This is a genomic window from Streptomyces sp. CB02923, from assembly GCF_001905005.1.
GTDB lineage: Bacteria > Actinomycetota > Actinomycetes > Streptomycetales > Streptomycetaceae > Streptomyces.
Genome location: NZ_LWKZ01000012.1, coordinates 280,509 through 302,952, shown reverse-complemented (window position 1 = coordinate 302,952; position 22,444 = coordinate 280,509). Strand labels below are relative to the sequence as shown.

Below are 22,444 nucleotides of genomic sequence, written 5' to 3'. Positions count from 1 at the left end.
GTACAGATCGGGATCAGCGACGCATGAGGCAGTCGCGATCAGAGGGGCTCAGGCATAACGAGTGCACAACACCCGACGCGTGAGGCGCCAAAAACGGTGCAGAATTCGTACCTGCCTGCGATTATCGGGACCGCTTCACCGAACCTCCACAACGTGCCACGGAGGTGAAGCAACCGGGACGAGGCACACGGAGCCCTATCCTTGTCGGCGGCCCGTGATCCACGTCCACCACCTGGCCCCCGTAGCTCAGTGGATAGAGCAGGTGCCTTCTAAGCACTTGGCCGCAGGTTCGAGTCCTGCCGGGGGCGCACATCTTCCGCCGCCGGGCCCCGTGGGCGCGGCGGCCCGCCCGGCGCGCCGGAGCCGACGCCCGCCCGAGAGACGGACCGCCCGGCGGCAGCCCACGTACCGTCCGGCTACGCACCGTCCGGCGCGGCAGCGCGGCGCTCGGCCTGTTCGAGTCGGTAGACGACGTCGAGGATGTCCATGACCCGCCTGCGCCCTTCCTCCGACAATTCACCGGCGCGCAGGGCCATCAGTTTGACCTCGCGGCTGTGGCCGGAGGCCGCCTCGCGTTTGCGTTCGGCCGCCAGTTCGTCCAGTTGCCGGGTCACCCGGCTGGTCACCTCGTCCTCGAAGAAGTACGCGGCGGGGACGCCGAAGAAATCGGCCAATGCCTGAAGATGCTTGAGCGTGGGATTGGTCTTGCGCTCCTTGCGGAGTTGCCAGATGTAGCTCTGGGAGACCGTCACTCCGGTCCGGCGGATCGGGGATGCCACGTGCTCGTTGCTGTACTCCTGGCCATTCCCCCGCCGAACGGTCTTGAAGAGATGGTTGAGTTTTTCGGCCAGACCTCGCCCCGCCCGCTCCGCGTCCACGCCGCCTCCTGTAGCGCACCTGTGGCTGCAACCGGGCAACCGGGGGCTCATCTGTTCAACGTACATGGCTGCCACCGGAGTTCACCACAGGGGAAACACGTCAACCGGTACGGAGATAGGGCGGAGACAGGACGGAGGCAGGGCGGAGGCAGGGCGGAGGCAGGGCGGGAAATATCTGGAGTGGCGTTAGCCGATATGGACGTGGCGGCGCCGGGAACGCTGCGGTCGCGTTCCCGTTGGCTTCCGGTCGACTTCCGGTGCCTTTCTTTTCCCGGGACTGCACATCGGGAATCCGGTTGGGGCTGTTCATATGAGTTCACGCCCCATCGTGAGTTCACGCCCATCGTGCGGCACCGCCCGGCTACTTCCCTCCTTCGCGCTTCTCCTCGCGCTTCAGAAGGCGGCGTTCGCGGGCACTGGGGTGGCGGACGACCACGCCCGCCATGCCGACGGAGCCGGTGAGCCGGATCAGCGGGGTGCCCGGGAGGCGCTCGGGGGTGGTCTTGTCCCTGAGGGTGCCGAGGCCGGGCTCCACGCCGTCGGTGTCCACGGCCCAGCCCTCGGGAATGACGACCGTCACGCCCGCCATTTCTCCGTACGCTTCCACCTCGACTTCGGGCAGTCGGCACTCGACCCGGGTGAAGTCGAGCCGGACACCGCCCATGCCGCCGTGCGCGGTGATGTGCGCGGGAACTTCCCAGCGTCCCGTACGGGCCGCGCCGTGGAAGCTGCCCTTGAGGACCAGCGGCTCGCCCGGGTCCAGCACGGAGACGGACCGCGGCAGGTCGGCGGTGAGCGGTGCCAGATCGGCGAAGGTCTTGGCCGTCAGCGCCTGTTCCAGCCGGGTGTCCAGCTCCGCGAGGTCGATACGGCCCTCGGCCGCCGCCTCCCTCAGTTGTTCCACCACGGCCTCCCGGTCGGAGTGGGAGGCGCGCAGCTCGCCCCAGGAGGCGGGTTCCGGAGTCTTGGCGGTCATGCAGCTGATGATACGAACCAAGGGGCGGTGCAGGACATGTGGCCGTTCGGACGGACGGTCCGGTACGGGCGGTCCGAGACGGGCAGTCCGAGACGGGCGGTCCGGGACGAGAGGTCCGGGACGGGCGGTTCGGGACGGCACGGGGTGCTGTCCCCCCGTGCCGTGGTGAGGTCTGCCCCCCTCTGATCGGGGCGCTGGCCCGACTGTTTCCTCCGGCTCTTCGCACCAGCATGGAAGGCGATCGGCGATCACCTTCATGACGGACTCCCGGCCGGCCCGTGGCACGCCCAACGGGCCGGTCGTGCGCGAGGAGAGGAAAGCTGCCATGCCGCGTCCCACGGACAGAGCGGGTTCCGGAGCATGAGCCTGGACGAACGGTCACGCCCTCACAGGCCACTGCCCGGCCCGGCCGAAGTCCGGCCCGTGGTCCCGCGCGACCGGGCCGTGGTCCCGCGCGACCGGGCCGTGGACGGGCTGCGGGCGCTGGCCCTGCTGGCCGTGCCGACCGGTCACTGGCTCGCCGGCGGTTTCGTCCGCGACGCCGACAGTTCGCTGCACAACTCCAGTCCGCTGTCCGCGTTCGCTCCTCTGGCGCCGGTCACCTGGGTGCTCCAGATGCTGGGCATCTTCTTCCTCGTCGGCGGCTACGCCTCCGTGCTGTCCTTCCGGCGCGCCGCCGAGCGGGGCGCGTCGCCGGGCGACTGGCTGCGCGGCCGGCTGGCCCGGCTGTTACGGCCTGCCGTCGGTGTCACCGCCGTCTGGGCCGTGATCGCCGCCGTACTGTACGCGGCCGGAGTGCCCGTCACGACCCTGCACACAGCCGCGACGCTGGTCGTCCAACCCCTGTGGTTCGTGGGCGTGTACGCGGTGGCGACGGCCCTGACGCCGTACTGCATGGCGGCCTCGCGGCGGCTCGGAGGCTGGGCAGCGGCACCGCTGGCGGCGGTCATCGCCGTCATGGACTTCCTCCGCTACGGCCCGTACGCCGACTCCGTCCCGTACTGGGTCACACTGATCAGCCTGGTCCCGGGCTGGCTCTTCGGCTACCAACTGGGGCTCTCCTGGGGTGAGAAGCGGCTCGGCAGGCGCGGCGCCCGGCTGTTGCTCGTCGGCGGCGCCGCGCTCTTCGCTGTGCTGCTCCTCGTTTTCCACTACCCGACGAGCATGGTCGGCGTGCCCGGCCAGGACCGTACGAACTCCCACCCACCGTCGCTCCTGGTGATAGCCCTGGCCGCGGCGCAGTCGGGTGCGGCGATCCTGCTGCGCGACCGGATCACGGCCCTGCTGCGGCGACCCGCCCTGTGGGCACCGGTCACAGCCGTCAACCGGTCCGCGATGACGGTCCTGTGCTGGCACCAGACCGCCATGCTGGCCATCGCCGTACCGGCCTCGTTCCTCGGTACGACGGTGCCGGGTCTGACCACCGCGCCGGACTTCGCGGCCTGGATGGCGACCCGGCTGCCGTGGCTGCCGCTCTTCGCCGTCACGCTCCTCCTGATCGCCCGGGTGGCGCGGCGGCTGGAGATGCCGTGGACGGGGGTCTCCCGGGGGCAGCGGGTGTGTGCGGGGGTGCTGGCGGTGGGGTTCGCGGCGTTCGCGCTGCGGCTGACGTTGGTGTGATGGGGGGAGGGTGGTGTGCGGGGGACGAAAAGCACCCGTTCCGGGATCGGAACGGGTGCTTTCGTGTGGGTGGTGGGGCTCAGTCGGCCATGGCCTCCGCCAGGCTGCGGGGCCGCATGTCGGTCCAGTGCTCCTCGACGTAGTCCAGGCACGCCTGTCGGCCCTCCGGGCCGAAGACGCTCTGCCAGCCGGCCGGGATCTCCGCGAACGACGGCCACAGCGAGTGCTGGTTCTCGTCGTTCGTCAGGACGTGGTACTGCGCCTCCGGGTCTTCGAAGGGGTTCGTCATGCGAGTGACCTCTCGGTGAGGGAGTTACCGGTGGAGAATTGGATTATGCGTGAGGTTGCGCTGCGGCCGAAGTTCGGGGCGAGGAATTGGTGGGGTTTGTGAGGGTCGGCTGGTTTGTGGGGTGGGGTTGGACTGGTTTGAGGGGGTGGGGGCTGGGCTGGTTTGTGAGGAGGGGCGGCTGGGCTGGATTGGGGGGGCGGGGTGAGGGGCCTGGGGCATCACTTCCTCCCGGGGCCCGCCGGGTAACGCTTGCGGAGGGCGGGCCGCATCGGCAGCAGGGTGCCCGCCGCGACCGTCACCGCCACCACCGCCACGATCAGCCCGGCCTGCGAGGGAGGCAGGTAGGGCAGCGCCCCGGTCAGCGGCAGGCTGAGTGCGGTCAGCGGGATCACCGCGACCACCGCGCCGACCACCAGGCCCGTCAGTCCCACGACGGCCGCCTCGATGCGCAGCATCCGCCGGATCTGCCGCCGCCCCGCGCCCACCAGGCGCAGCAGCAGGATCTCCTGGCGTCGGCCGATCATGATGAGGGTGAGGGTGCTGAGTACGGCGATGACGGTGAAACCGCCGATCACGCCCACCGCGACCACGGTGATCACTTCGCCGACGCCCCGGTCCGCGGATTCCCGCCGCTCCCCCGCCGGGTCCGGCACGACGCGTGCGCCGATCGCGGTGTCCGCCAGCACCCGCCGCACCTCGGCCCGTACGGACTCGGAGCGGTCGTGGGCTCCGGAGGGGGCGTCGACCCCGGAGCGGCCATCGGTTTCGTGACGGGCGCCGGTGCTCGTACCCGTGCTCGTGCCCGGACCCGTACCCCTACCGCGCCGCGTCGGGGAGTCGAGGCTCAGGAGTACGCGGGAGTGCAGTGGCGCGGACATGTGCGGCGCCAGCTCCTCGGGGGCGAACAGGAAGTCGCCCAGGCCCAGCGAGCGTTCGTATACGGCCGCTACGCGCAGCGAAACGTTCGCGCCGTCGCCGTACCGCAGCGTGACGACGGACCCGATGCCGAGCCCCAGCGACCGCGCCCGGTCCTTGCCCACCGCGACCGTGCCGCGGCCCAGCTTCGCCGTGTCGCCCTCGATCACGCCCGGGTCCAGTACGCGCGGCAGCGCCGCGGGGCTGACCGCCAGGACCGGCAGGCGGTCCAGCCGGGGGTCGCCGAGTTCCTTCCGCGCCAGGACGACCGTGCTGTGCAGCACGCCCGACGCGGCCGCCACCCCCGGCACCCGCCCGATCCTGCTGACCGTCTCCTGTGTGATGCCCGGACCGTCCGTGGTGACCGCCAGATCCGCGCGTACCGCGTCCATGCCCTGCCTGCCGCCCTGCCGGTCCAAGGTCGCGCCGCCCGACAGCTGCACGGCGACGAAGGCGACCATCAGCACGATTGGGGTGATCGCGGCGCCCAGCCGCCGCGAGTTGGCCCGCGCGGCGGCAGCAGCCAGGTAGCCGCCCGCGCCTCCCAGCCGCCGAGCGGGCGCGGCGAGCACCCGTAGCGCGCCGCGGGCGATCCAGGGGCCGAGCAGCGCACACCCGATCACCAGCGTCACCGCCGCGGTGCCGGCGGCCATCGCGGCCACCTCGCCGAACTGGAGCACCGCCGTACCGGCCGACGCCACGCCGAGGAACACCGTCACCAGACCGGTGACGGTACGGCCGCGGCCCGGCCGCTCCGGCTCGGCCTGTGCCTCGCCCATCGCTTGCGCGGGGCGCACCCTGGACGTGCGCCGGCAGGCCAGTGTCCCGGCGAGCCACGCCACGAGGACGGTCAGTCCGGCGGTCAGCGCCGGTACCGCGTACAGCCACCATGGCGTGGGCAGTTCGAGACCGGCCGGTACGGCGTCGCGGCTGCGCAGCAAACGGAGCAGCAGTCCGAACACCGGCTCCGCGCCGATCGCGCCGATCACAGCGGCGGTCACGGCAACCGTACGGACCTCCCGGCTCACCGCCGCACGCAGTTGCCCCGGCGTGGCACCGACCGCGCGCAGCAGCGCCATCTCGCGGGCGCGCTGGTGCACGGCCTGGGCAACCGTTCCGGCCACCACGAGTGCGGCGATCATCACGACGAGCCCGCAGACCGACGCGAGCAGTTGCAGCAGGCCCCAGCGACTGGGGGCCGCGTCGAGGAACTCCGGTTCACCGCGACTGTCCCCGGTCAGGACCCGCAGTGCGGTGTTGTCCTCCTTGTAACGCTGCCCGGCGGTGACACTGCGGACCGGCTCGGCCCCGTCCAGCGCCTTGCGCACCCCGGCGTGAAGCTGCTCGGCGCGCACTCCGGGCGCGGCGAGTACGCCGACGGCGTCGGCGCTCTCGGGATGCCCCGCCAGTTGCCGCGCGCGCTGCTCGGTGAAGAAGACGGCACCCTGGTGCCCCAGACCGGTGCGGTCCCCCTGTCCGTCAGGGGCCGCGATGCCGGAGACCCGGTACGGGGCGGGGCCGCCGAGCGACTGCACCGTGACCTCGTCGCCGACGCGTACGCCCGCGCGATCGGCCACGTAACCGTCCAGGACCACCTGACGAGGGTCGACGGGGGCGCGCCCTTCGCGCAGCGTGAAAGGCGCGAGGGCGGCGGCTTGCCAGGGGTGTCCGTAGACCGGGGAGCCGTTGGGGCCGGAGATCGTGGAGAGGGGTGCGGTGGGGGGCTCCGCTGCTGCCCGGCCGGATGCTGCGGCGGCGGGCTTCGCGGACATGGTGACCGGGAAGGCGTCGTCCGCGACAGCGGCCCGTACGCCCGGAACGGCCGCGATCCTGGGCAGCACCGAGCGCGGTACCCGTACCCGTTCCGTCAGTTCCGCCGATGTCGAACGGGACTCGCCGCCCAGGGCCTCCGCGGTGTAGCGGGTGGTCTGATCACCGGTGACGACCGCGGCGGCACCCGCGTAACGCTCCACCCGCGCATGGCCGGTCACCGCGGACACCGTGGCCAGTGCGAAGCCGCCGAGCACCAGGGAGGTCAGCACCAGCACAGCGAACACCGCGGCCCACGCCTTGCGGTGCAGCTTCAGCGAGCAGGCGGCGAGGAACCGGGCGATGCGGCGGGGTCGGGGGTGAGGGTAGGGATGGAGGTGGGGGTAGGGGTGGGGGCGTGAGCGGAGGCTGTCCCTGGTCGGGTGCTTCACGGCCTCGCCCCTTTGCCCAGCCGCGTCATCGCCTGCGCGATGCCATCGGGGTCCGGCTGGTCCAGTACGCCGACGAGGCGCCCGGCGTCGATGAAGAGCGCCCGGTCCGTCCAGGAGGCGGCGACCGGGTCGTGGGTGACCATCACCACCGTGTGTCCCGCGCGGTCCACGGCGTCACGCAGCAGGGTCAGTACGTCGGTGGCGGTGACGGGGTCGAGAGCGCCGGTCGGCTCGTCGGCGAAGATCACTGCGGGGTCGGTGACCAGCGCGCGGGCGATGGCCACCCGCTGCTGCTGCCCGCCCGAAAGCAGCAGCGGCGAATCGTCGGCCCGGTCCGCCAGCCCGACCGAGTCCAGGACGCGCAACGCCCGCGCCCGTACATCCGTACTGTCCGGCGCCTCGCCGCCCAGCAGCAGCGGCAGTGCGGCGTTCTCAAGGACCGAGAGCGAGGGCACCAGGTTGAGCGACTGGAAGACGAAGCCGACACGTTCGCGGCGGAGCCGGGTGAGGGCGGATTCGCCGATCCGGGAGAGATCGGTGCCGTCGATACGGACCGTTCCCGCGGTCGGCTGGTCCAGGCCCGCGGCGCACTGGAGGAACGTCGTCTTGCCGGAGCCGGAACGCCCCATGACGGCCACGAAGCTGCCCCGCCGCACCGTGACACTGACGTCGTCCAGGGCGGCTACGGTCCTGGTGCCGCGGCGATAGCTCCGGGTCACTGATTCCAGCGTCAACGCGGCGTCGGAGTCGAGGGGACGGTCGGCCGTCGCCACGGCGCCCAAGTCCGGGGCGTGGCCGGCGGCCCGGGGTGCCGCGCCGACGTTCTGGGGCACACGGGGCAGCGCCGTGTCCCCCGTCGCTCTGCCGCGTCCCCGCGGCCGAAGCCTGATCATTCCGTAACCCCTCCGGATTTCCGCCTGCTTGTTTCCGCCTACTTGCCGATGTTTCGGCTGCTCAGACGCTATGGGCGGAGCGTGGCGGCAACGAGGGCGTCCGCACCCCACTTGAGGGGGCACCCAGCGACACCATGGGGGTGGGGGCAGCGGCACCGAGAGGGGACGGCGGCACAGCGGGCCGCCAGGGCTGTCACCTGTCACATGGCGGACGCGCCGCCGCCCGGTGAACGCCGATGTATCGCGGCGGTCACCGGGCGGGGGCGGTCGGGCAGACAGGCGGACGGGCGGACGTGCAGACATGCAGACGGGCTGCGGAGAACGGACAGCGGAGGACGGGTGCGGCCGGTTCGTCCGGTTCAGCCGATTCGGCCGGCTTATCCGCTCCAGCGGGGCCGGCCGATACAGCCGGTCAGCGTGCGGCGAGGGAGTGCAGGTAACGCATCAGCGCCATCAGTACGTCGCGGCTGGAGGTACGCAGCCGGGCGTCGCAGTCGATGATCGGCACCTCGGGGGGCAGGTCGAGGGCGCCCCGGATCTCTTCGACGCCGTGGATGGGAGCGTCCGGGAAGGAGTTGACGGCGACCACGAAGGGAACGCCGCGCTCCTCCAGACGGCCGATGACGTCGAAGCTGACTTCCAGGCGACGGGTGTCGATGAGCACCACCGCCCCCAGCGCGCCGTCGAACAGCCCGTTCCACAGGAACCAGAAACGCTGCTGGCCCGGCGTACCGAACAGATACAGCACCAGTTCGGAGTTGAGGCTGATGCGCCCGAAGTCCATCGCCACGGTCGTCGAGGTCTTGCGTTCGACACCGACGATGTCGTCCACACCGACGCCGGCCTGCGTCATCGTTTCCTCGGTGGTCAGCGGGCGGATCTCGCTCACCGAACCCACCAGGGTCGTCTTGCCGACCCCGAAACCACCCACGATCACGACCTTGACCGCCGCGGCGGCCGTCTCGGGCAGTTCGTCCTCGCTCCGCGGCCCCTGAGCGGGGCGCTCGACGAGCGTTTCAGAGCTTTTGAAGTCCATGGATCACCGCCTCAATAAGGGCACGGTCGGGAAGTTGGGCGGGCGGCACGGGCGCGCGTGCCACCACCCGCCCGTCGGACAGCAGGTCACCGAGCAGGACGGTGACCACGCTGACCGGCAAGTGCAGGTAGGCGGAGAGTTCCGCCACGGACAGCGGGGAATGGCACAGCCGCACGATCGACGCCTGCTCCGGCTGCATCCCCGGCTTCGGCCCGGCCTTCGACACGATCAGCGTGACCAGGTCGAGGGAGGTGGTGTGGCCGGAGGCGCCGCTGCGCCCACCGGTGATCACGTAGAGCCGCTCGGGGCTCTGCTCCTCCCAGTCCTGGTCCGCTCCGCTCATGCCGTGTCCCCGCTTCGCCCTGCCGTACCCGCGCGCGGCCTGCGCCGCCTGCCGGTCCGTTCGCTGCCCTCGCTCATGCGTCCTGTCCGTCGTGGCGGGGCGGGCTGCTGAGATGTTCGCCGATACGGGCCACGAGATCCCGCATCCGCTGTCCTATCAGCCCGGCGTCCACGCCTTCATCGGCCAGGACCGCCAGATAAGCGCCGGCGCCCGCCGCCATCAAATAGAAGAAGCCACCGTCCAGTTCGATCACGACCATACGCATCCGGCCGTCGCTGTGCGGGAACTCCGCGGACACCGCGCCCGCCAGACTCTGCAGTCCGGCACAGGCCGCCGCCAGTCGGTCGGCGGTATCGGTCTCCGTACCGTACTGGGCCATGCGCAGGCCGTCCGAGGACAGCACGACCACGTGACGGGTCTGCGGAACGCTCTCCGCGAGATCCTTGAGCATCCAGTCCATGTTGGGCCGGTGCTGAATCATGGCTACTCACTCTTTTCCGACGACTCGTCACTCTTCTCACTGGCTGCACTTGCGGCACTGACTGAAGTCCCCGTACCGGCGGCGGGGGCCGAATGGCCGGTCCAGCCGGTGGCCGGTCCGGGCCGCTCAGCGGCTCCGCCCCACTGGCTCGGCTGACCGTACTGCCCCTGCTCCGGCTGATTCCGCCCCGGCTGGCCGTACTGGCCGTACGGACCGTGGCCAGACTGGCTCTGGGCCTGGGCCTGGCTCTGGGCCTGGTGGTTCTGGCCCGGCTGGCCGTACTGGTCGTACTGGTTGTACTGGCCGTAGCCCGGGTGATTCTGGGCGTGCATCTGGTTCTGGTCCTCGCCCGGGTGGTTCTGGGCCGGGGGGACCTGGCCCTGGGTCGGAGCCTGGGCCGACGGGTCCTGCTCGGGGGCCGTCGGCCGGGCCGAAGCGTTCGCCTGGGGCGACGGGCTCGGCTGAGTCGACGGGCTCGGCTGGGCGGAGGTGCTCGACTGGCTTTCGCCGGACAGGCCGCTCTGGAACGCGGCGAGCCACATACCGGGCTGCACCGGCGCGGGCTCCTCCGTCCCGGCGGCGGGAGTCGCGGGGACGGGCGCCGCAGCGGCGCCAGGCGCTGCCGGGGGCACGGGCGCGGTGGCACGGGACTTGCGGCGTCGCTGCGGCAGTCCGTTGGGGGTCCGCTCGGTCACGAGAGGGAGGTCATCCTGGGTCTCCTCCCGGACGTCGTCCCGGAGCTGCGGGGGTACGGCCGCGGCGGCAGGCGCGGGGGCCGCGGGTATGGACGGTGCGGCCGGAGCCGCGGCTGGGGCAGCCTGCACGGCCGGAGGTGTCGCGGCGTGCCGGGGGCCGGGGGCCGGCGGGGCCGCGTTCACCTCACGGCGCTCCGTACGGGCCGTACGGGGGCCGGAGGACGCGCCGATGCCGTGAGCCCGGCCGGTCGCGGCAGCGGTGGTGATCAGGTCCTGCGGAACGATCAGTACCGCGCGGACACCGCCATACGCGGAAGGCCGCAGCGACACCTGGAAGTTGTACGCCTGCGCCAGCCGGCCGACCACGGCCAGACCCAGCCGCGGCGTCTCCCCGAGGTCGTTGACGTCGATGCCCTGCTGCGCCTGCTGGAGCATCCGCTCGGCCCGCTTGCGGGCCTCCTCGCTCATGCTGACGCCGCCGTCCTCGATCTCCACGGCAATACCGGACTGCACCTCGACGGCGGTCAGGTGCACCCGGGTCTGCGGCGGGGAGTAGCGGGTGGCGTTGTCGAGCAGCTCGGCGAGGGCGTGGATCAGCGGTTCGACGGCGGTGCCGACGACCGCGACCTCCGATACGGAGTGCAGCTCGACGCGCTGATAGTCGATGATCCGCGACATCGCACCGCGCATCACGCTGAACAGCGGAACCGCTCGACTCCACTGGCGGCCCGGACGTGCACCACCGAGCACGGCGATGGAGTCGGCGAGACGGCCGATCAGGGCCGTGCCGTGGTCCAGCTGCAGCAGATCGCCGAAGACCTCCGGGGACTGGCCGTGCCGGTCCTCCATGTCCCGGAGTTCCTGAGCCTGTTGGTGGACGATCGCCTGCACGCGGCGGGCGATGTTCACGAACGCGCGCTGCGCGGACTCGCGCAGGTCCTCCTCGGCGACGACCGCGTCGAGGACGGAGCGCAGTACCGCCTGGTGCGCCGCGGTGAACTCCGGCGTCAGCCCCGACTCGCGTGCCTGCCGCATCACCTGCTCGGTGATGGACGCCTGCACGTCCTCGGGGAACTCGCCACGCCCGAGCCGGGCCACCACCTCGGGCAGCAGCTCCTGGGCCAGCCGAACGGTCTCGGCCTCCTGCCGGTCCAGCGCGGCCTGCTGCGCCGCGGCCCGCTCACGCAGCGCGGCGAGCGCCTGGCCGCGGCGGGTGACCTCGGCGGTGACCAGCGCCACCGCCACGGTGGCGACCGCACCGATCCACACCACCGGCGTACTCGCCTGCGGAGGAACCATCGCCGTGGCGACGGCCGCGGCCACCGCGGTCGCCACGGCGGGCAGTATCCACGCGAGAACCGAGGCAGGACGCGGCCCCGCGGGCGACGATCCTTCTCGAACCATCTGCACCCTAAAACCCTCAAAACATCGACAGATCACAGGACGTCTAGCGGGCCCCAGCTCCCCGTTCGGCACCGCCGCAGAGATACCTACGGTAACTGCCTTCATACACTGGGCCGGTAGTAGCATAACCGCCATTGATCAAGGACTGACGCCAGGTCATCAATAGCCCCGCACAAGCCGATCGAAGCGCTCCGCCAGGGCGGGTGACGGCGGCCCGAGAGTCGGCGGTCGCGGGTGAACGGTCAGCGTTGGTGGAGCGACTCACCCATGAGCTTGGGGTGGACGCTTGCATGAGCTTGGGGTGGACGCTTGGCACTTCAGAGGCGGACGGCAGCGTTCCGAGGGGTGAGTGGCAAGTGACCGGGTTCTGCGGCGGGTGACCGGGGCCTGCCGGGGCAGGTGAGCACTGACCTGGGGCGGGTAAGCACTGACCTGGGGCGGGCGGCCGGATCCTGAGACAAGTGGCCGGTGACAAGTGGTTGGTGACAAGTGGCCGGTTCCTGCGCGCGTGACCACTGGTTTGGGGTGGGCGGCGGGGCGGCGTGGGTAGCCGGATGGGGTGGGCGGGCCCAAGGCTCCCCGGGGGTCCCGACTCCCTTCCCTTACCCCCGCGTGCCTGTCTCGTATTCGTCCAGTGCGATGTCCTCGGATATGTCAGCGCCCTCTTGCAGCATCTCGGCCAGGGCCTGAGGATCATTGAGGAGGTCGTTGCGCGCGTCGATCGCCTCCTTGGTCGGCGGAGCCAGGAACTCGCCGGCTCGGCGGCCGCCCTCCTGGCATCGGGTGACGACGCGTCGCAGCCGCTCTTCGTAGCGCGCGAACGCCGTGACGTGGTCACCGTTGGCAGCCGCCAGCTCGCCCGCGAGGACGTACGCACCCACGACAGCCGCCCCGGTACCCATGCCGCCGACGGTGGCTCCGTACGCCGCGTCACCGAGCAGCGCTATTCGGCCCGCGGACCAGCGCGGCACGTCCACCCTGCTGATGGAGTCGAAGTAGAGCCCGTCGGCATCCTGGACAGTGCGTACGAGCTCCGGCACCCGCCAGCCGCTCCCCTCGTACGCCTGAGTTATCAGCTTCTTCTGCCCTTCCGTGTCACGTCGGTCGTAGGCGAGCCCATCGGAGGCGAAGACGGCGAAGACCTCGCCCGCATAGCCCGGGTCGCCCGCGCGCCTGGTCGTACGGCCTACGCTCACCAAGCGGCCGGGGTCGTTGTAGCCCACGGGGCGGGCGCCGAGGTCCGCGTCGACGGCGGGCAGGTCCCAGCCCGCTATGTAGTAGCCGAGGTGGCTGACGAACTCCTCCTCTGGACCGAAGGCCAGCCGCCGCACAGTGGAATGCAGGCCGTCCGCACCGATCACCAGGTCGAAGGTGCGCGGGGCTCCTCGCTCGAAGGTGGCATGTACGCCGTCCGCCGTCTCGGTCAAGGACGTTATGGAGTCTCCGAAGATGTACTCGGTGGCGCTTAGGTAGTGATCGACCGCATCGCGATTGTCCGCATCGCGATCGTCCGCACCTCGTTCGCCCCGGTCACCTTCACCCCGGTCACCTTCGCCCTGGTCGCGTCCACCCGGACCGTTATCGTCCGCGCCCCGCCCGTGCAGGCTGTGCTCGTAGAGGATGCGGGAGAGGTCCGAGCGGAGTATTTCCACTTCTCCGCCGGCGAACTCAGGAGGCAGGGCCGCCACTTCCTCGCCGCGCTCGTCGATGAAGCTCATCGGGCTGCCGCCCGTACGACGGCGCCGGACCTCCTCCAGCACCCCCATCCGCTCCAGCACCGACAGGCTCACGCCGCCTCGGAAATCGACCGCGAAACCGCCGCCGCGCAGCTCCGGAGCCACCTCCACCACGGTCGGGCGGTAGCCGTATCGCCCGAGCCAGTACGCCGCCGCCGGCCCGGCGACGCTGGCCCCCGAGATCAGGACGGTCGGCTCGCCGCCCGTCACGCATGTCGCCCCGTACGCCATCACACGCTCCCCACGCTGATCCGACACTTCGGCACTTCGATAGCTCGATAGCTCGTCAGCTCCGACAGAAAAACTGTATCTTGCGGACACTGTTTTGTATACCCCGGACACAGTTTTAAGATGCGAGGGTGGCCGAAGACGGAGAGAGCGAGCAGAACGGCGGGCAGGTCGGCGGACAGGCCGACGGGCAGACCGGCGGGCAGGTCCCCGAGGTGGTGGCCGATGTCTTCGCCGAGCAGGCGGGCAGCATCGAGTTGCTGTGGGGCAGGCGCGGACGTCCCAGCCGTGGCCCCAAGCCCGCCTTGAGTCTGGAAGGGATCACGCGAACGGCCATCGCTCTCGCCGATGCGGGCGGGCTGGCCGCCGTCTCCATGCAGCGGATCGCGGGTGAACTGAACTTCACCAAGATGTCCTTGTACCGCTATGTCCCGGGCAAGACCGAGCTGATCGCCCTCATGATCGACACCGCCATGGGCGAACCCCCCGCCCTGCGCGTGGACCTCGGCTGGCGTGCCGCGCTCCGCGAATGGGCCGAGAGCCTCTCGGCAGTCCTCCACCGCCACCCCTGGCTACTGGCGGCCACCGTGGGCCACCGCGTCATGGGCCCTCATGAACTCGGCTGGACGGAAAGCGCCCTCGCCGCCCTCGCGGACACCGGCCTTGACGGTGCCCGACAACTGGACGCGGTGGTCGTGGTGAACGGCCACATCCGCAACCTCGCCCAAGTAGCGACGTCCATGGGCACGGGCAGCACGCGAGGGGAAGGGACCGCCCCCGCCTCCCAGGGTCCCGAACAGGTCATGAGCTCGGCGCTGAACGAGCTCCTGGTCGGCCGCTCCGACCGCTATCCGGCACTTGCCGCCGCCGTCGCGTCCGCCGCGGCCGGCGGCTCCCGCGACCAGGCTCTGGAATTCGGCCTCGAACGCATCCTCGACGGGCTGGAGAGTTATATGTCCCGACGGGCGGAGGTACAAGGCTCCGCGCCTGACACCCCGGGCTGATATTTCGGCCTGACACCACGGCCCGACACCCTGGCCTGGCACCCCGCCCGACACCCCGGCCTGGCTCCCCAGCCCGCGGCGACGTGCCTCGGTGATGAGCGGCGCGTGCGGCCCGCCAACCGCCACCCGCGGCCCGCCAACCGCCACAGCGCCACCCGCCGCCCGCAATCCGCCACCCGCCACCCGCCACCCGCCGCCCGCCATCCCTCAGAGTTCCTCGCCCGACAGCAACGGTTCGAAGCGCTCGTAGGCCGCGTAGTCGCGAAAGTGGCGTGCGTACAGATCGGCGTCCTGTGTCAGGTCCTCGTCCAGCGCCGCGCTCACGTCCACCACACGCTTGAAGCACCACGAAACGGTTTCACCCCGGTCACCGAGGGGCTTCGCCTCCCGGGAGCGGGCCCGCCGCTCGGCCCGGCTCCGGGCGTCCGCGTCGTCCGTCGCGTACACGAGGATCACGCTCTCCTCGTACAGCGGATCGCTGCCGCCCTCGCCCGGTGACTCCATGAGCACCATCGCGATGTACGGCCTGGGCCCCCTGGCCGGGCCCTTCCGTTCGCCGCCTGTCGCCACGGCGCACTCGCCGACGTCCGCGATCGACCGGCCGTGGGCGACGGCCCAGCGGCGTGTCGGTACGGTGCCCGTCCGCACCCATTCGGCCGGCTGAAGGACCTTGGCGTCCCGCATCGGAATCAGGTTCCGATTTTGGTTTCGGCGGGCGGTGGCGGCCCCGCATCGATCATGAGCGCCATCCGATTCGGCATGATCGTTCCTCCAGGGTGACGCGATGACTCACCGCACCCGGCCTCGCAGCCGGCGCAATCATCTTCACCCGTTCCGGGGGTTACCGCACGTCGGCGCATCCGGCGAGGGACGGAAGGGAAGCACCCATCCGGCCCCAGAGACCCCGCGGCTCAGCGAGTGGCAGGCGAGTCCGTGAACGCCCCCGCCCCCCCATCGAGCCTCGCGCCCCGTCACCACACCCCGTCACACGTCAGAGCCGCACGGCCCTCCGCGGCTGCTCCATGGCACCGGCCAACAGTCCCTGCAGCGTGGCGAACTCGTCGACGCACCGGCCCGTGCCGTTGACCACGCAGTCCAGCGGGTCGTCGGCGACCACCACCGGTACGCCCATCTCCTGGCGCAGCCGCTGGCTCAGGCCGCGGAGCAGAGCGCCGCCGCCGGTGAGCGCTATGCCGCGCTCGATGATGTCCCCGGAGAGCTCGGGCGGGCACTCGTCGAGGGTGCGGTGTACGGCCCGTACGATCGCGTCCACCGGTTCGGCCAGCGCCGAACGGATCTCCTCTTCGGTGATCTCCTGGATGCGCGGCAGCCCGCTGACGTGGTCCCGGCCGCGCACCGTGTAGGAGGTGCGGCGCTCGGGCTCGCCCTCCTCGTCGACGTCGACCGGAGTCCAGGCCGCGGAGCCGATGGCGATCTTGATGTCCTCCGCGGTGCGCTCGCCGATCGCCAGCGAGTGCTTCTTCTTGACGTACGACATGATCGCCGCGTCCAGCGCGTCGCCCGCGACCCGTACGGACTGGGCGGTGACGATGCCGCCCATGGAGACGACGGCCACCTCGGTCGTGCCGCCGCCGATGTCCACCACCATGCAGCCGACCGGCTCGGCGACCGGCAGGCCGGCCCCGATCGCCGCCGCCATCGGCTCCTCGATCAGGTGCACCTCGCGGGCGCCTGCGCCGCGCGCCGAGTCGATGACGGCGCGCCGCTCGACGCCGGTGATGCCGGAGGGCACGCAGATGACGACCCGCGGCTTGGAGAAGCGGCGGGTGGGCAGCGCCTTCTTCATCAGAGCGCGCAGCATCTGTTCGGCCGCGTCGAAGTCGGCGATCACGCCCTCCTGGAGGGGGCGCATCGCGGTGATGCCGGACGGGGTGCGGCCGATGGTGCGCTTGGCCTCCGAGCCGACGGCGATCACCTCGCCGGCCGCGTTCACGGCGACGACGGACGGCTCGTTCAGGACGACGCCCTTGCCGCGTGAGTAGACCAGGGTGTTGGCGGTTCCCAGGTCGATGCCTATGTCGTACGTACCGGACGAAGTGCTGGACGCCATGGGAGGTTCGCTTGCTCTCTCTCGACTGGACGACAGGGCCCCGCACGCAGGGCCCTCGAACATCGCGCCCCGGGCGGCACGAGTGGCTCGCTGAGCCGGTCGGCAAGCGAAGCCCACCCAGCTCATCAAGCTCGCCAATGGCGCCATTTGCGGGCAATTATCAAGACTACAGGCGGTGCCGAATGGTTCCGGCTCGTCGACATCAGCTCGGCGGGGCGGGCGGGGAAGGCGGAGGCGAGGACGAAGGGGGCGGAGTCGGCGGTGGCGGGGACGAAGGGGCCGCGGACGGTGACGACGGCGATGACGTACGTGCCTCACGGCCGCCCGCCCCACCATTCTCCCGCACTCGCCGCGTCGCTCCCGAGTCCCCGACCCTCCCCGTCGCTCCTGAGTCCCCGACCTTGCGCGTCGCTCCCGTGTCCCCCACCCTCCGTGTTCCCCCGGTGTCCCCGACGCCTCGCGTCGCGCGGTTTCTGCCGCCGGGGCCGCGTGACAGGGCCTCGGCCAGGTCGTCCAGCGCGTCCAGGAGCAATTCGGCGCCGCGCAGCGCGACGCCGCGGGTCTCGGACTGCTCCGCCCACTCCTCCCATACGGCGCGCAGCGCACTCCAGTCCAGGTCGCGCCGCTCCCGTACGGCGTCGACCGCGCGCGGCAGCGACTCGCGCAGCTCTTCGGTGAACGCCTGAGCGCCGGGTGATGGTTCCGCGTCCTTGTCCGGAAGGTGTGCTTCCACAATCATCGTCACCCGGCCCATCGTGGACAGGGCGGACTGTGCCGCCGCTGCCGCGCTCAGCGACAGTCCGCGGTGGCGCACCGGCTCCTTCTCGGCGCGCGCTTCGCTCTCCTCCCAGGCGGCGCGGGCCGCGCGGGCGTCCAGGAGGGCTTCCCGCACCTGGCGGGGGCGGCGTTCGGCGGGGTGCGCGTAGGTGTCGAAGACGGCGATGGCGTACCGGCCGTTGGCCTCCAGCCATTGCGCCAGCCGTTCGCGCAGCCGCGGAGTCTCCCAGGCGGGGAAGAGGGCGTAGGACAGCATGGCCAGCAGTCCGCCGAGCAGGGTGAGGACGACGCGTTCCTGGACGGTCTGTTCCCAGCCGGCGCCCGCGATGCCGAGGAGGAAGACGACGTACGCGGCGACGCACGCCGAGGTCACCGAGACTCCCGTACGCATCAGCAGGTACATGGCCAGCACGCACACGACCGCCAGCGCCGCGCTGACGTAGAGGTTCGGGTGGGTGAGACCCATGATCGTGCCGCCCACCGCGACCCCGACCAGGGTGCCGATGAACCGCGCGACGCCGCGCGAGTACGTCTGCCCGAAGTCCGGCCGCATCACCATGACCGAGGCCAGCGGCGCCCAGTATCCGTGGCCGAAGGGCAGTGCCTGGCCGATGAGGTAGCCCGCCGCGGCCACCGCGCTGACGCGGAGCGCGTGCCGGAAGATGTGCGAGGACCAGCGGAGCTCGCGGCGTACGGCACGCAGCGCCACCGGCACCAGTTTCGGCACGCTCGGGCGCAGCAGGTGTCCACGCTCCGCCTCGGTGGTGGGCCGGGTGGCCTGGACGGGCTCGTCGGTGAACTCGACGGCATCCGCGAGGAGCGAGATCAGCCGTAGCGCGGAGCGGCGGGCGGCGCCGGTCAGCCGCGGTCCTTCGCCGTCCTGGGGCATTTCCAGGGTGGCCATCGCCTCGGGCGGCAAGCGTACGGGTTTGCCGCGCCGGATGGCGGTCGCGACGGCGTCCAGCACGGTGGCGGCCGCGCCGAGCAGTTCGCGCGCCCGGTCCCGTTCGGGGCCTTCCACGGGCGCGCCGACGACCGGGTCGGCGAGCGAGGCCAGGACCGGCCTGACCTGTTCGGCCAGCGCCCGGGGCCCGTGCAGCTGGACCGGCCGGCGCTTGGCTTGACGCGGAGTCACCGCGGAGGCGAGCCGTGCGTCCATCAGGGGCTGCGGGTCGAAGGGGGCGACCGGGTCGTGCCGTAGCCGGCGTGCGTAGTCCGCTTCGGCGGCCAGCGCGTCGGCGAGCGCGTCGCGCTGCACTCCCCACGGCCGTACGGGAAAGAGCACGATCAGCGCGGCCTGGACGAACCCGCCGAACGCGATGATGGCCGCGTGCTCCAGCGCGCCGAGGACGGAGGTCGGCAGCGTGACGGTGACGAGCATGACCGAGACGGTCTGGGTGCCGACCAGTCCGGAGACCGGCCCGACCGACCAGGCCAGGCCCGCCAGGAAGGTCCACAGGGAGAGCAGTACCAGGAAGCCGGCGATGTGCGAGGCGGCCAGGTAGCCGAGGAAGGTGGAGACCGAGAGGCCGCCCGCGACGGCGAGGGCCAGGACGGGGCGCGGGCGCCAGCTGCGCTGGAAGGTGGCGATTCCGGCGGCGAACGCGCCGAACGCCGACGAGACCGCGAGCGCCGGGTTGCCGAGGTAGAGGCACAGGCCGATGACGATGGCGACGCCGACCGAGCCGCGGATCGCGATGAGTGGGGTGAGCTTGGCCTTCTCGATGGTCAGCCCGGAGCGGGCGGTCTTCTTCAGCGCTCGCGACCAGGTCATGCCACCGAGAATACGTACTTGTGAGCGCCGAAACGGAATGATCGATGCCGGTTTGCGGGCGGATTGCGACGGGAACTCGGACGGGTTTGCGGGGCGCCGTACGGGCGACGCGCGGGACGTCGTACGGGCACCGTGCGAGGCATCGCGCGGGACGTCTTGCGGGCGCCGCGCAGGCTCCGTACGGGACTCCCCCATCACCCATTCACCGAGAAAATCACCGTAAAGCCGGTTTCCGCTACGGGTAAACCGCGCAGGTCACGGGCGTGCGCGGTCCGCGGGGCCCGTTCGCGCGGGCAACGCCACGGCCGAAGAGGGAAACCTCGGCACCGGTCGCACCCTCTTGCTCGGCAGCCGGGCGTCGCCCGGCCCGCTCAGCAAGGAGAAGGTCCCGTGCGTAAATCCCTGCTCACCCCGGTGGTCGTGCTGACCACCCTGGCCGCTCTCGCCGCCACCGCGGGCTGCGGTTCGGGCGGCTCGGCCGATTCCGACGACGGCCCGGTGCGCTTCGGTGACGGGAAGGGGGCCGGTTCGCACGGCGCCACTCAGCCGGGCAAGGGGTCACTCGCCCAGATGCCCACCAACCCGATCAGCTTCAAGGAGCAGCGCAAGGTCGGCGGCGCCGGGAACGGCACCCCGATCGGCGTGGCCACGTACCACGGCGCCAAGTCCGGGTTCACCGGAAAGGTATGGGTATGGGCGCCGCCGGAGTACTACGAGAAGAAGAACGCCGACAAGGGTTTCCCGGTCCTGATGGCACTGCCCGGCGCCGAGGGTTATCCCGTCAACTACTGGATCGGCGGGGATCTGAAATTGGAGGAGAGCCTGGCGCAGTGGTCGAAGGAGGGCAAGAGCCTGCCCTTCATCGTCGTGATGCCGGTGCTCAACCCCAACGCCAAGCAGTACTACGACGCCAGCGACATACCCGGCCAGCCGAAGATGGGCACCTGGCTGAACGAGGACGTCCCCGACTTCGTCCGGCAGAACTTCCGTACGCTCAAGAGCCGGGACGGCTGGGCGATCATGGGCTCCTCGTCCGGCGGCTTCGCCGCGCTGAAGAACGTCCTGCAGCACCCCGAGACCTTCAAGGCCGCGATACCGAGCGGTCCGGACATCGTGCCCGACTCACCGCTGTGGCGCGGACACGCGAAGGAGGAGCGGGAGAACAACCCCGAGGTTCTGGCACAGCGGCTGATCAAGAAGGGCGGGCCGGAGGTCTATCTCGGCTTCCAGGACGGTTCCAAGGAGTCCACGATCGTGCCGAAGGTCAACAAGTTCATCGCGCGCTACGGGCGCGGCCCGGTCAAGACGCGGCTGCAGACGGTGGCCGGCGGCATGCACGGTGCCGACACCTACGTGAAGGGCATGGGGGAAGGCACGATGCAGTGGATCAGCGCGCACATGCAAGGACCGGCGGCGTAAGCCCGCCCCTCCTCCCTCCCCCGTGCCCCCGTGCCTCCGTGCCTCACGTCGAGCAGGCGACATCCAGCAGTTCGATGGGCCGCGTCGCGTCCAGGTCCACGTACGCGGTGAAGTGTTCCTTGCGGCCCCCGCTCCAGTGCGTGGTGACGGTCGCCCAGCCGACCCGGGCGGACTGCGCGGTGGTGACCTTGCCGACGGAAATGTTGCGCGGTGTGTTCTGGGCGCACAGCAACAGGTCGTAGCCGGGCGTCTCGGCGGCCTTCTTCTTGAGTTCGGCGGAGACCTGGTGCTGGCGTTTCCAGGCGCTGGGGCCGTGCTTCCCGTAGAAGGAGACCAGGAAGCGGCGGATCTCCTCGGCGGTGTAGCGGCCGTTCACATCGGTGCGGCTGGTACCACCGGTGCGGCTGGTACCACCGGTACGGTCGGCGCGGTCGCCTCGGTCGGTGCGGTCGGCGCGGTCGGTGCGGGTGTCCGGCTGGGACTGCTGCTGTACGGAGGTGCCCGCGGCGGCGGCAGTGGCCGGGGCCGCGGAGGCGACGGTCAGGGTGAGGCCGAGGGCGACGGCGGTCGCGGCGGCGATGGCGGTGGTGCGCGAAGCGTGACGGAGCATGAGATGTCCTCGACTTCCGACTTCTGTCCTATGTGCGCATTGCCGGTCTTCACCGACTGAGACACCCCGCGCCGCGAGATGGTTGCGGACCGAGGACGCCCACCACCCTTCTGGAGCAGCGGCCCCGCCCCCTCGCCCACGCGCTCCCCGGCGTCTCCCGCTGCCCGTCGTCTCCCACTGCCCCACTCTCCCTCTCGCCCTCCTACGACACGATGTCCTTCTTCCCGAACCCCCGGAACGCCAGCGCGAACAACACCAGCGCGTACGCCACCGAGACCGACGCCCCCTGGATCATGCCGGTGCCGTCGAGCTGTGGCTGCAGGGCGTCGGCCCACGCGAACTGCCAGTGCGCGGGGAGGAAGTCACGCCACTGCTCCAGGGCGGTGACCTGGTCCAGCACATTGCCGACGATGGTCAGTCCGACCGCGCCGCCGACCGCGCCCAGCGGCGCGTCCGTCACCGTGGACAGCCAGAAGGCGAGGGCCGCCGTGACCAGCTGGCTGACGAAGATGTACGCGACGGCGAGCGCGAGGCGGGGCAGCGCGTCGCCGGCGGCCAGCGCGCCGCCGGTGGGGAGCTGGAGCGGCCCCCAGCCGTACGCGGCGGTTCCGACGCCGAGAGCGACCAGCGGCAGCAGCACCATCGCCGCCGCGCTGAACAGCAGGGCGACGGTGAGTTTGCTGAGCAGCAGCCGGGTACGCGGTACGGGCGCCGCCAGCAGGTAGCGCAGCGAGGACCAGCTCGCTTCCGAGGCGACCGAGTCCCCGCAGAACAGCGCCACCGGGACGACCAGCAGGAAGCCCGCCGAGACGAACAGGACGGTCGCGGTGAAGTTGGCGCCGGAGGCGGTCGCGGTGTCCATCAGGGTGACCCGGTTGTTGCGGCCGCTCGGGTCGCCGCCGATCGCGAAGGCCGCGATCAGGACGAACGGCAGCACCGCGAGGATCGCGGCGATGACCAACGTACGGCGCCGTTTGAGCTGGCGCATCGCCTCGACACGGAGCGGGAGGGTGCGGTGCGAGCGATATCCGGGGGCGTGCGGGGCGCCGCGTACGGACGAGCCCGCAGGCCTTTCGAGGACCGCCGACGGATGC

The 22,444-nt window shown here is 71.3% G+C and carries 17 protein-coding genes, 1 tRNA gene and 1 pseudogene; 4 read left to right on the top strand and 15 right to left on the bottom strand.

The features are described from left to right. Positions 1 to 235 precede the first annotated feature (235 nt). A tRNA-Arg gene (locus tag A6A06_RS12975) sits at positions 236 to 308 on the top strand. A gap of 108 nt (positions 309 to 416) precedes the next feature. Here A6A06_RS12975 and A6A06_RS12970 read toward each other — a convergent pair. After that, the gene (locus A6A06_RS12970) at positions 417 to 878 is read right to left on the bottom strand and encodes a helix-turn-helix domain-containing protein (RefSeq protein ID WP_242440713.1); all 462 of its coding nucleotides are present in this window, start codon (positions 876 to 878) and stop codon (positions 417 to 419) included. Between the two features lie 361 nt (positions 879 to 1,239). Beyond that, positions 1,240 to 1,854 carry a DUF1707 SHOCT-like domain-containing protein gene (locus A6A06_RS12965; RefSeq protein WP_073761359.1) on the bottom strand — a complete coding sequence of 205 codons (615 nt, stop codon included), beginning with the start codon at positions 1,852 to 1,854 and terminating at the stop codon, positions 1,240 to 1,242. 360 nt (positions 1,855 to 2,214) lie between these two features. On the opposite strand from A6A06_RS12965, the gene A6A06_RS12960 reads away from it, so the two are divergent. Then, positions 2,215 to 3,474 (top strand): acyltransferase family protein, encoded by a 1,260-nt coding sequence (locus A6A06_RS12960; RefSeq protein WP_242440712.1) that lies wholly within the window; start codon positions 2,215 to 2,217, stop codon positions 3,472 to 3,474. A gap of 79 nt (positions 3,475 to 3,553) precedes the next feature. On the opposite strand, the gene A6A06_RS12955 is transcribed toward A6A06_RS12960, so the two are convergent. The 8 genes and pseudogenes from A6A06_RS12955 to A6A06_RS12920 form a co-directional block, all read right to left on the bottom strand. Then, complete coding sequence (locus tag A6A06_RS12955; protein WP_030018958.1) at positions 3,554 to 3,763, bottom strand: MbtH family protein; 210 nt, start codon at positions 3,761 to 3,763, stop codon at positions 3,554 to 3,556. Positions 3,764 to 3,981: 218 nt separating this feature from the next. Next, positions 3,982 to 6,879 carry an FtsX-like permease family protein gene (locus tag A6A06_RS12950; RefSeq protein WP_079193986.1) on the bottom strand — a complete coding sequence of 966 codons (2,898 nt, stop codon included), beginning with the start codon at positions 6,877 to 6,879 and terminating at the stop codon, positions 3,982 to 3,984. Then, entirely contained in the window at positions 6,876 to 7,712 is an 837-nt protein-coding gene (locus A6A06_RS12945; RefSeq protein ID WP_443333739.1) for an ABC transporter ATP-binding protein, read from the bottom strand. The genes A6A06_RS12950 and A6A06_RS12945 overlap by 4 nt, the downstream gene beginning before the upstream one ends. Before the next feature lie 472 nt (positions 7,713 to 8,184). Beyond that, positions 8,185 to 8,808: a GTP-binding protein gene (locus A6A06_RS12940; protein ID WP_073761358.1), complete on the bottom strand. Its 624-nt coding sequence runs from the start codon at positions 8,806 to 8,808 to the stop codon at positions 8,185 to 8,187. Further along, positions 8,789 to 9,151, bottom strand: coding sequence for a DUF742 domain-containing protein (locus A6A06_RS12935; protein ID WP_073761357.1), 363 nt, complete (start codon positions 9,149 to 9,151; stop codon positions 8,789 to 8,791). Before A6A06_RS12935 ends, A6A06_RS12940 begins: the two co-directional genes overlap by 20 nt. Positions 9,152 to 9,224: 73 nt before the next feature. Continuing rightward, entirely contained in the window at positions 9,225 to 9,632 is a 408-nt protein-coding gene (locus tag A6A06_RS12930; protein WP_030018953.1) for a roadblock/LC7 domain-containing protein, read from the bottom strand. A 470-nt stretch (positions 9,633 to 10,102) separates the two neighbouring features. Continuing rightward, positions 10,103 to 11,731, bottom strand: a pseudogene (locus tag A6A06_RS12925) (sensor histidine kinase); the annotation flags it as partial. A gap of 602 nt (positions 11,732 to 12,333) precedes the next feature. Next, positions 12,334 to 13,698 (bottom strand): FAD-dependent oxidoreductase, encoded by a 1,365-nt coding sequence (locus A6A06_RS12920; RefSeq protein WP_073761356.1) that lies wholly within the window; start codon positions 13,696 to 13,698, stop codon positions 12,334 to 12,336. Between the two features lie 128 nt (positions 13,699 to 13,826). Between A6A06_RS12920 and A6A06_RS12915 the strand changes: the two genes are divergently transcribed. Beyond that, positions 13,827 to 14,699, top strand: a complete 873-nt coding sequence (locus A6A06_RS12915) for a TetR/AcrR family transcriptional regulator C-terminal domain-containing protein (RefSeq protein ID WP_079193984.1) — start codon at positions 13,827 to 13,829, stop codon at positions 14,697 to 14,699. A 207-nt stretch (positions 14,700 to 14,906) separates the two neighbouring features. Here the strand turns inward: A6A06_RS12915 and A6A06_RS40835 are convergent, their stop codons facing one another. The 3 genes from A6A06_RS40835 to A6A06_RS12900 all read right to left on the bottom strand — a co-directional run bounded on the left by A6A06_RS40835 (position 14,907) and on the right by A6A06_RS12900 (position 19,321). Then, on the bottom strand, positions 14,907 to 15,383 hold the full coding sequence (locus A6A06_RS40835) for a DUF4288 domain-containing protein (RefSeq protein WP_079193983.1): 477 nt from the start codon (positions 15,381 to 15,383) through the stop codon (positions 14,907 to 14,909). A 307-nt stretch (positions 15,384 to 15,690) separates the two neighbouring features. Beyond that, a complete protein-coding gene (locus A6A06_RS12905; protein WP_073761355.1) occupies positions 15,691 to 16,770 on the bottom strand; it encodes a rod shape-determining protein in 1,080 nt (359 codons plus the stop codon). 202 nt (positions 16,771 to 16,972) lie between these two features. Further along, positions 16,973 to 19,321 carry an FUSC family protein gene (locus A6A06_RS12900; RefSeq protein ID WP_242440711.1) on the bottom strand — a complete coding sequence of 783 codons (2,349 nt, stop codon included), beginning with the start codon at positions 19,319 to 19,321 and terminating at the stop codon, positions 16,973 to 16,975. 390 nt (positions 19,322 to 19,711) lie between these two features. Here A6A06_RS12900 and A6A06_RS12895 point away from each other — a divergent pair, with 390 nt between their 5' ends. After that, positions 19,712 to 20,740, top strand: coding sequence for an alpha/beta hydrolase (locus A6A06_RS12895; protein ID WP_073761354.1), 1,029 nt, complete (start codon positions 19,712 to 19,714; stop codon positions 20,738 to 20,740). A gap of 43 nt (positions 20,741 to 20,783) precedes the next feature. Here A6A06_RS12895 and A6A06_RS12890 read toward each other — a convergent pair whose 3' ends face one another. Both A6A06_RS12890 and A6A06_RS12885 read right to left on the bottom strand, forming a co-directional pair. Further along, on the bottom strand, positions 20,784 to 21,350 hold the full coding sequence (locus tag A6A06_RS12890; RefSeq protein ID WP_073761353.1) for a hypothetical protein: 567 nt from the start codon (positions 21,348 to 21,350) through the stop codon (positions 20,784 to 20,786). Between the two features lie 202 nt (positions 21,351 to 21,552). Beyond that, complete coding sequence (locus A6A06_RS12885; protein ID WP_073761352.1) at positions 21,553 to 22,338, bottom strand: ABC transporter permease; 786 nt, start codon at positions 22,336 to 22,338, stop codon at positions 21,553 to 21,555. Between the last annotated feature and the right edge of the window lie 106 nt (positions 22,339 to 22,444).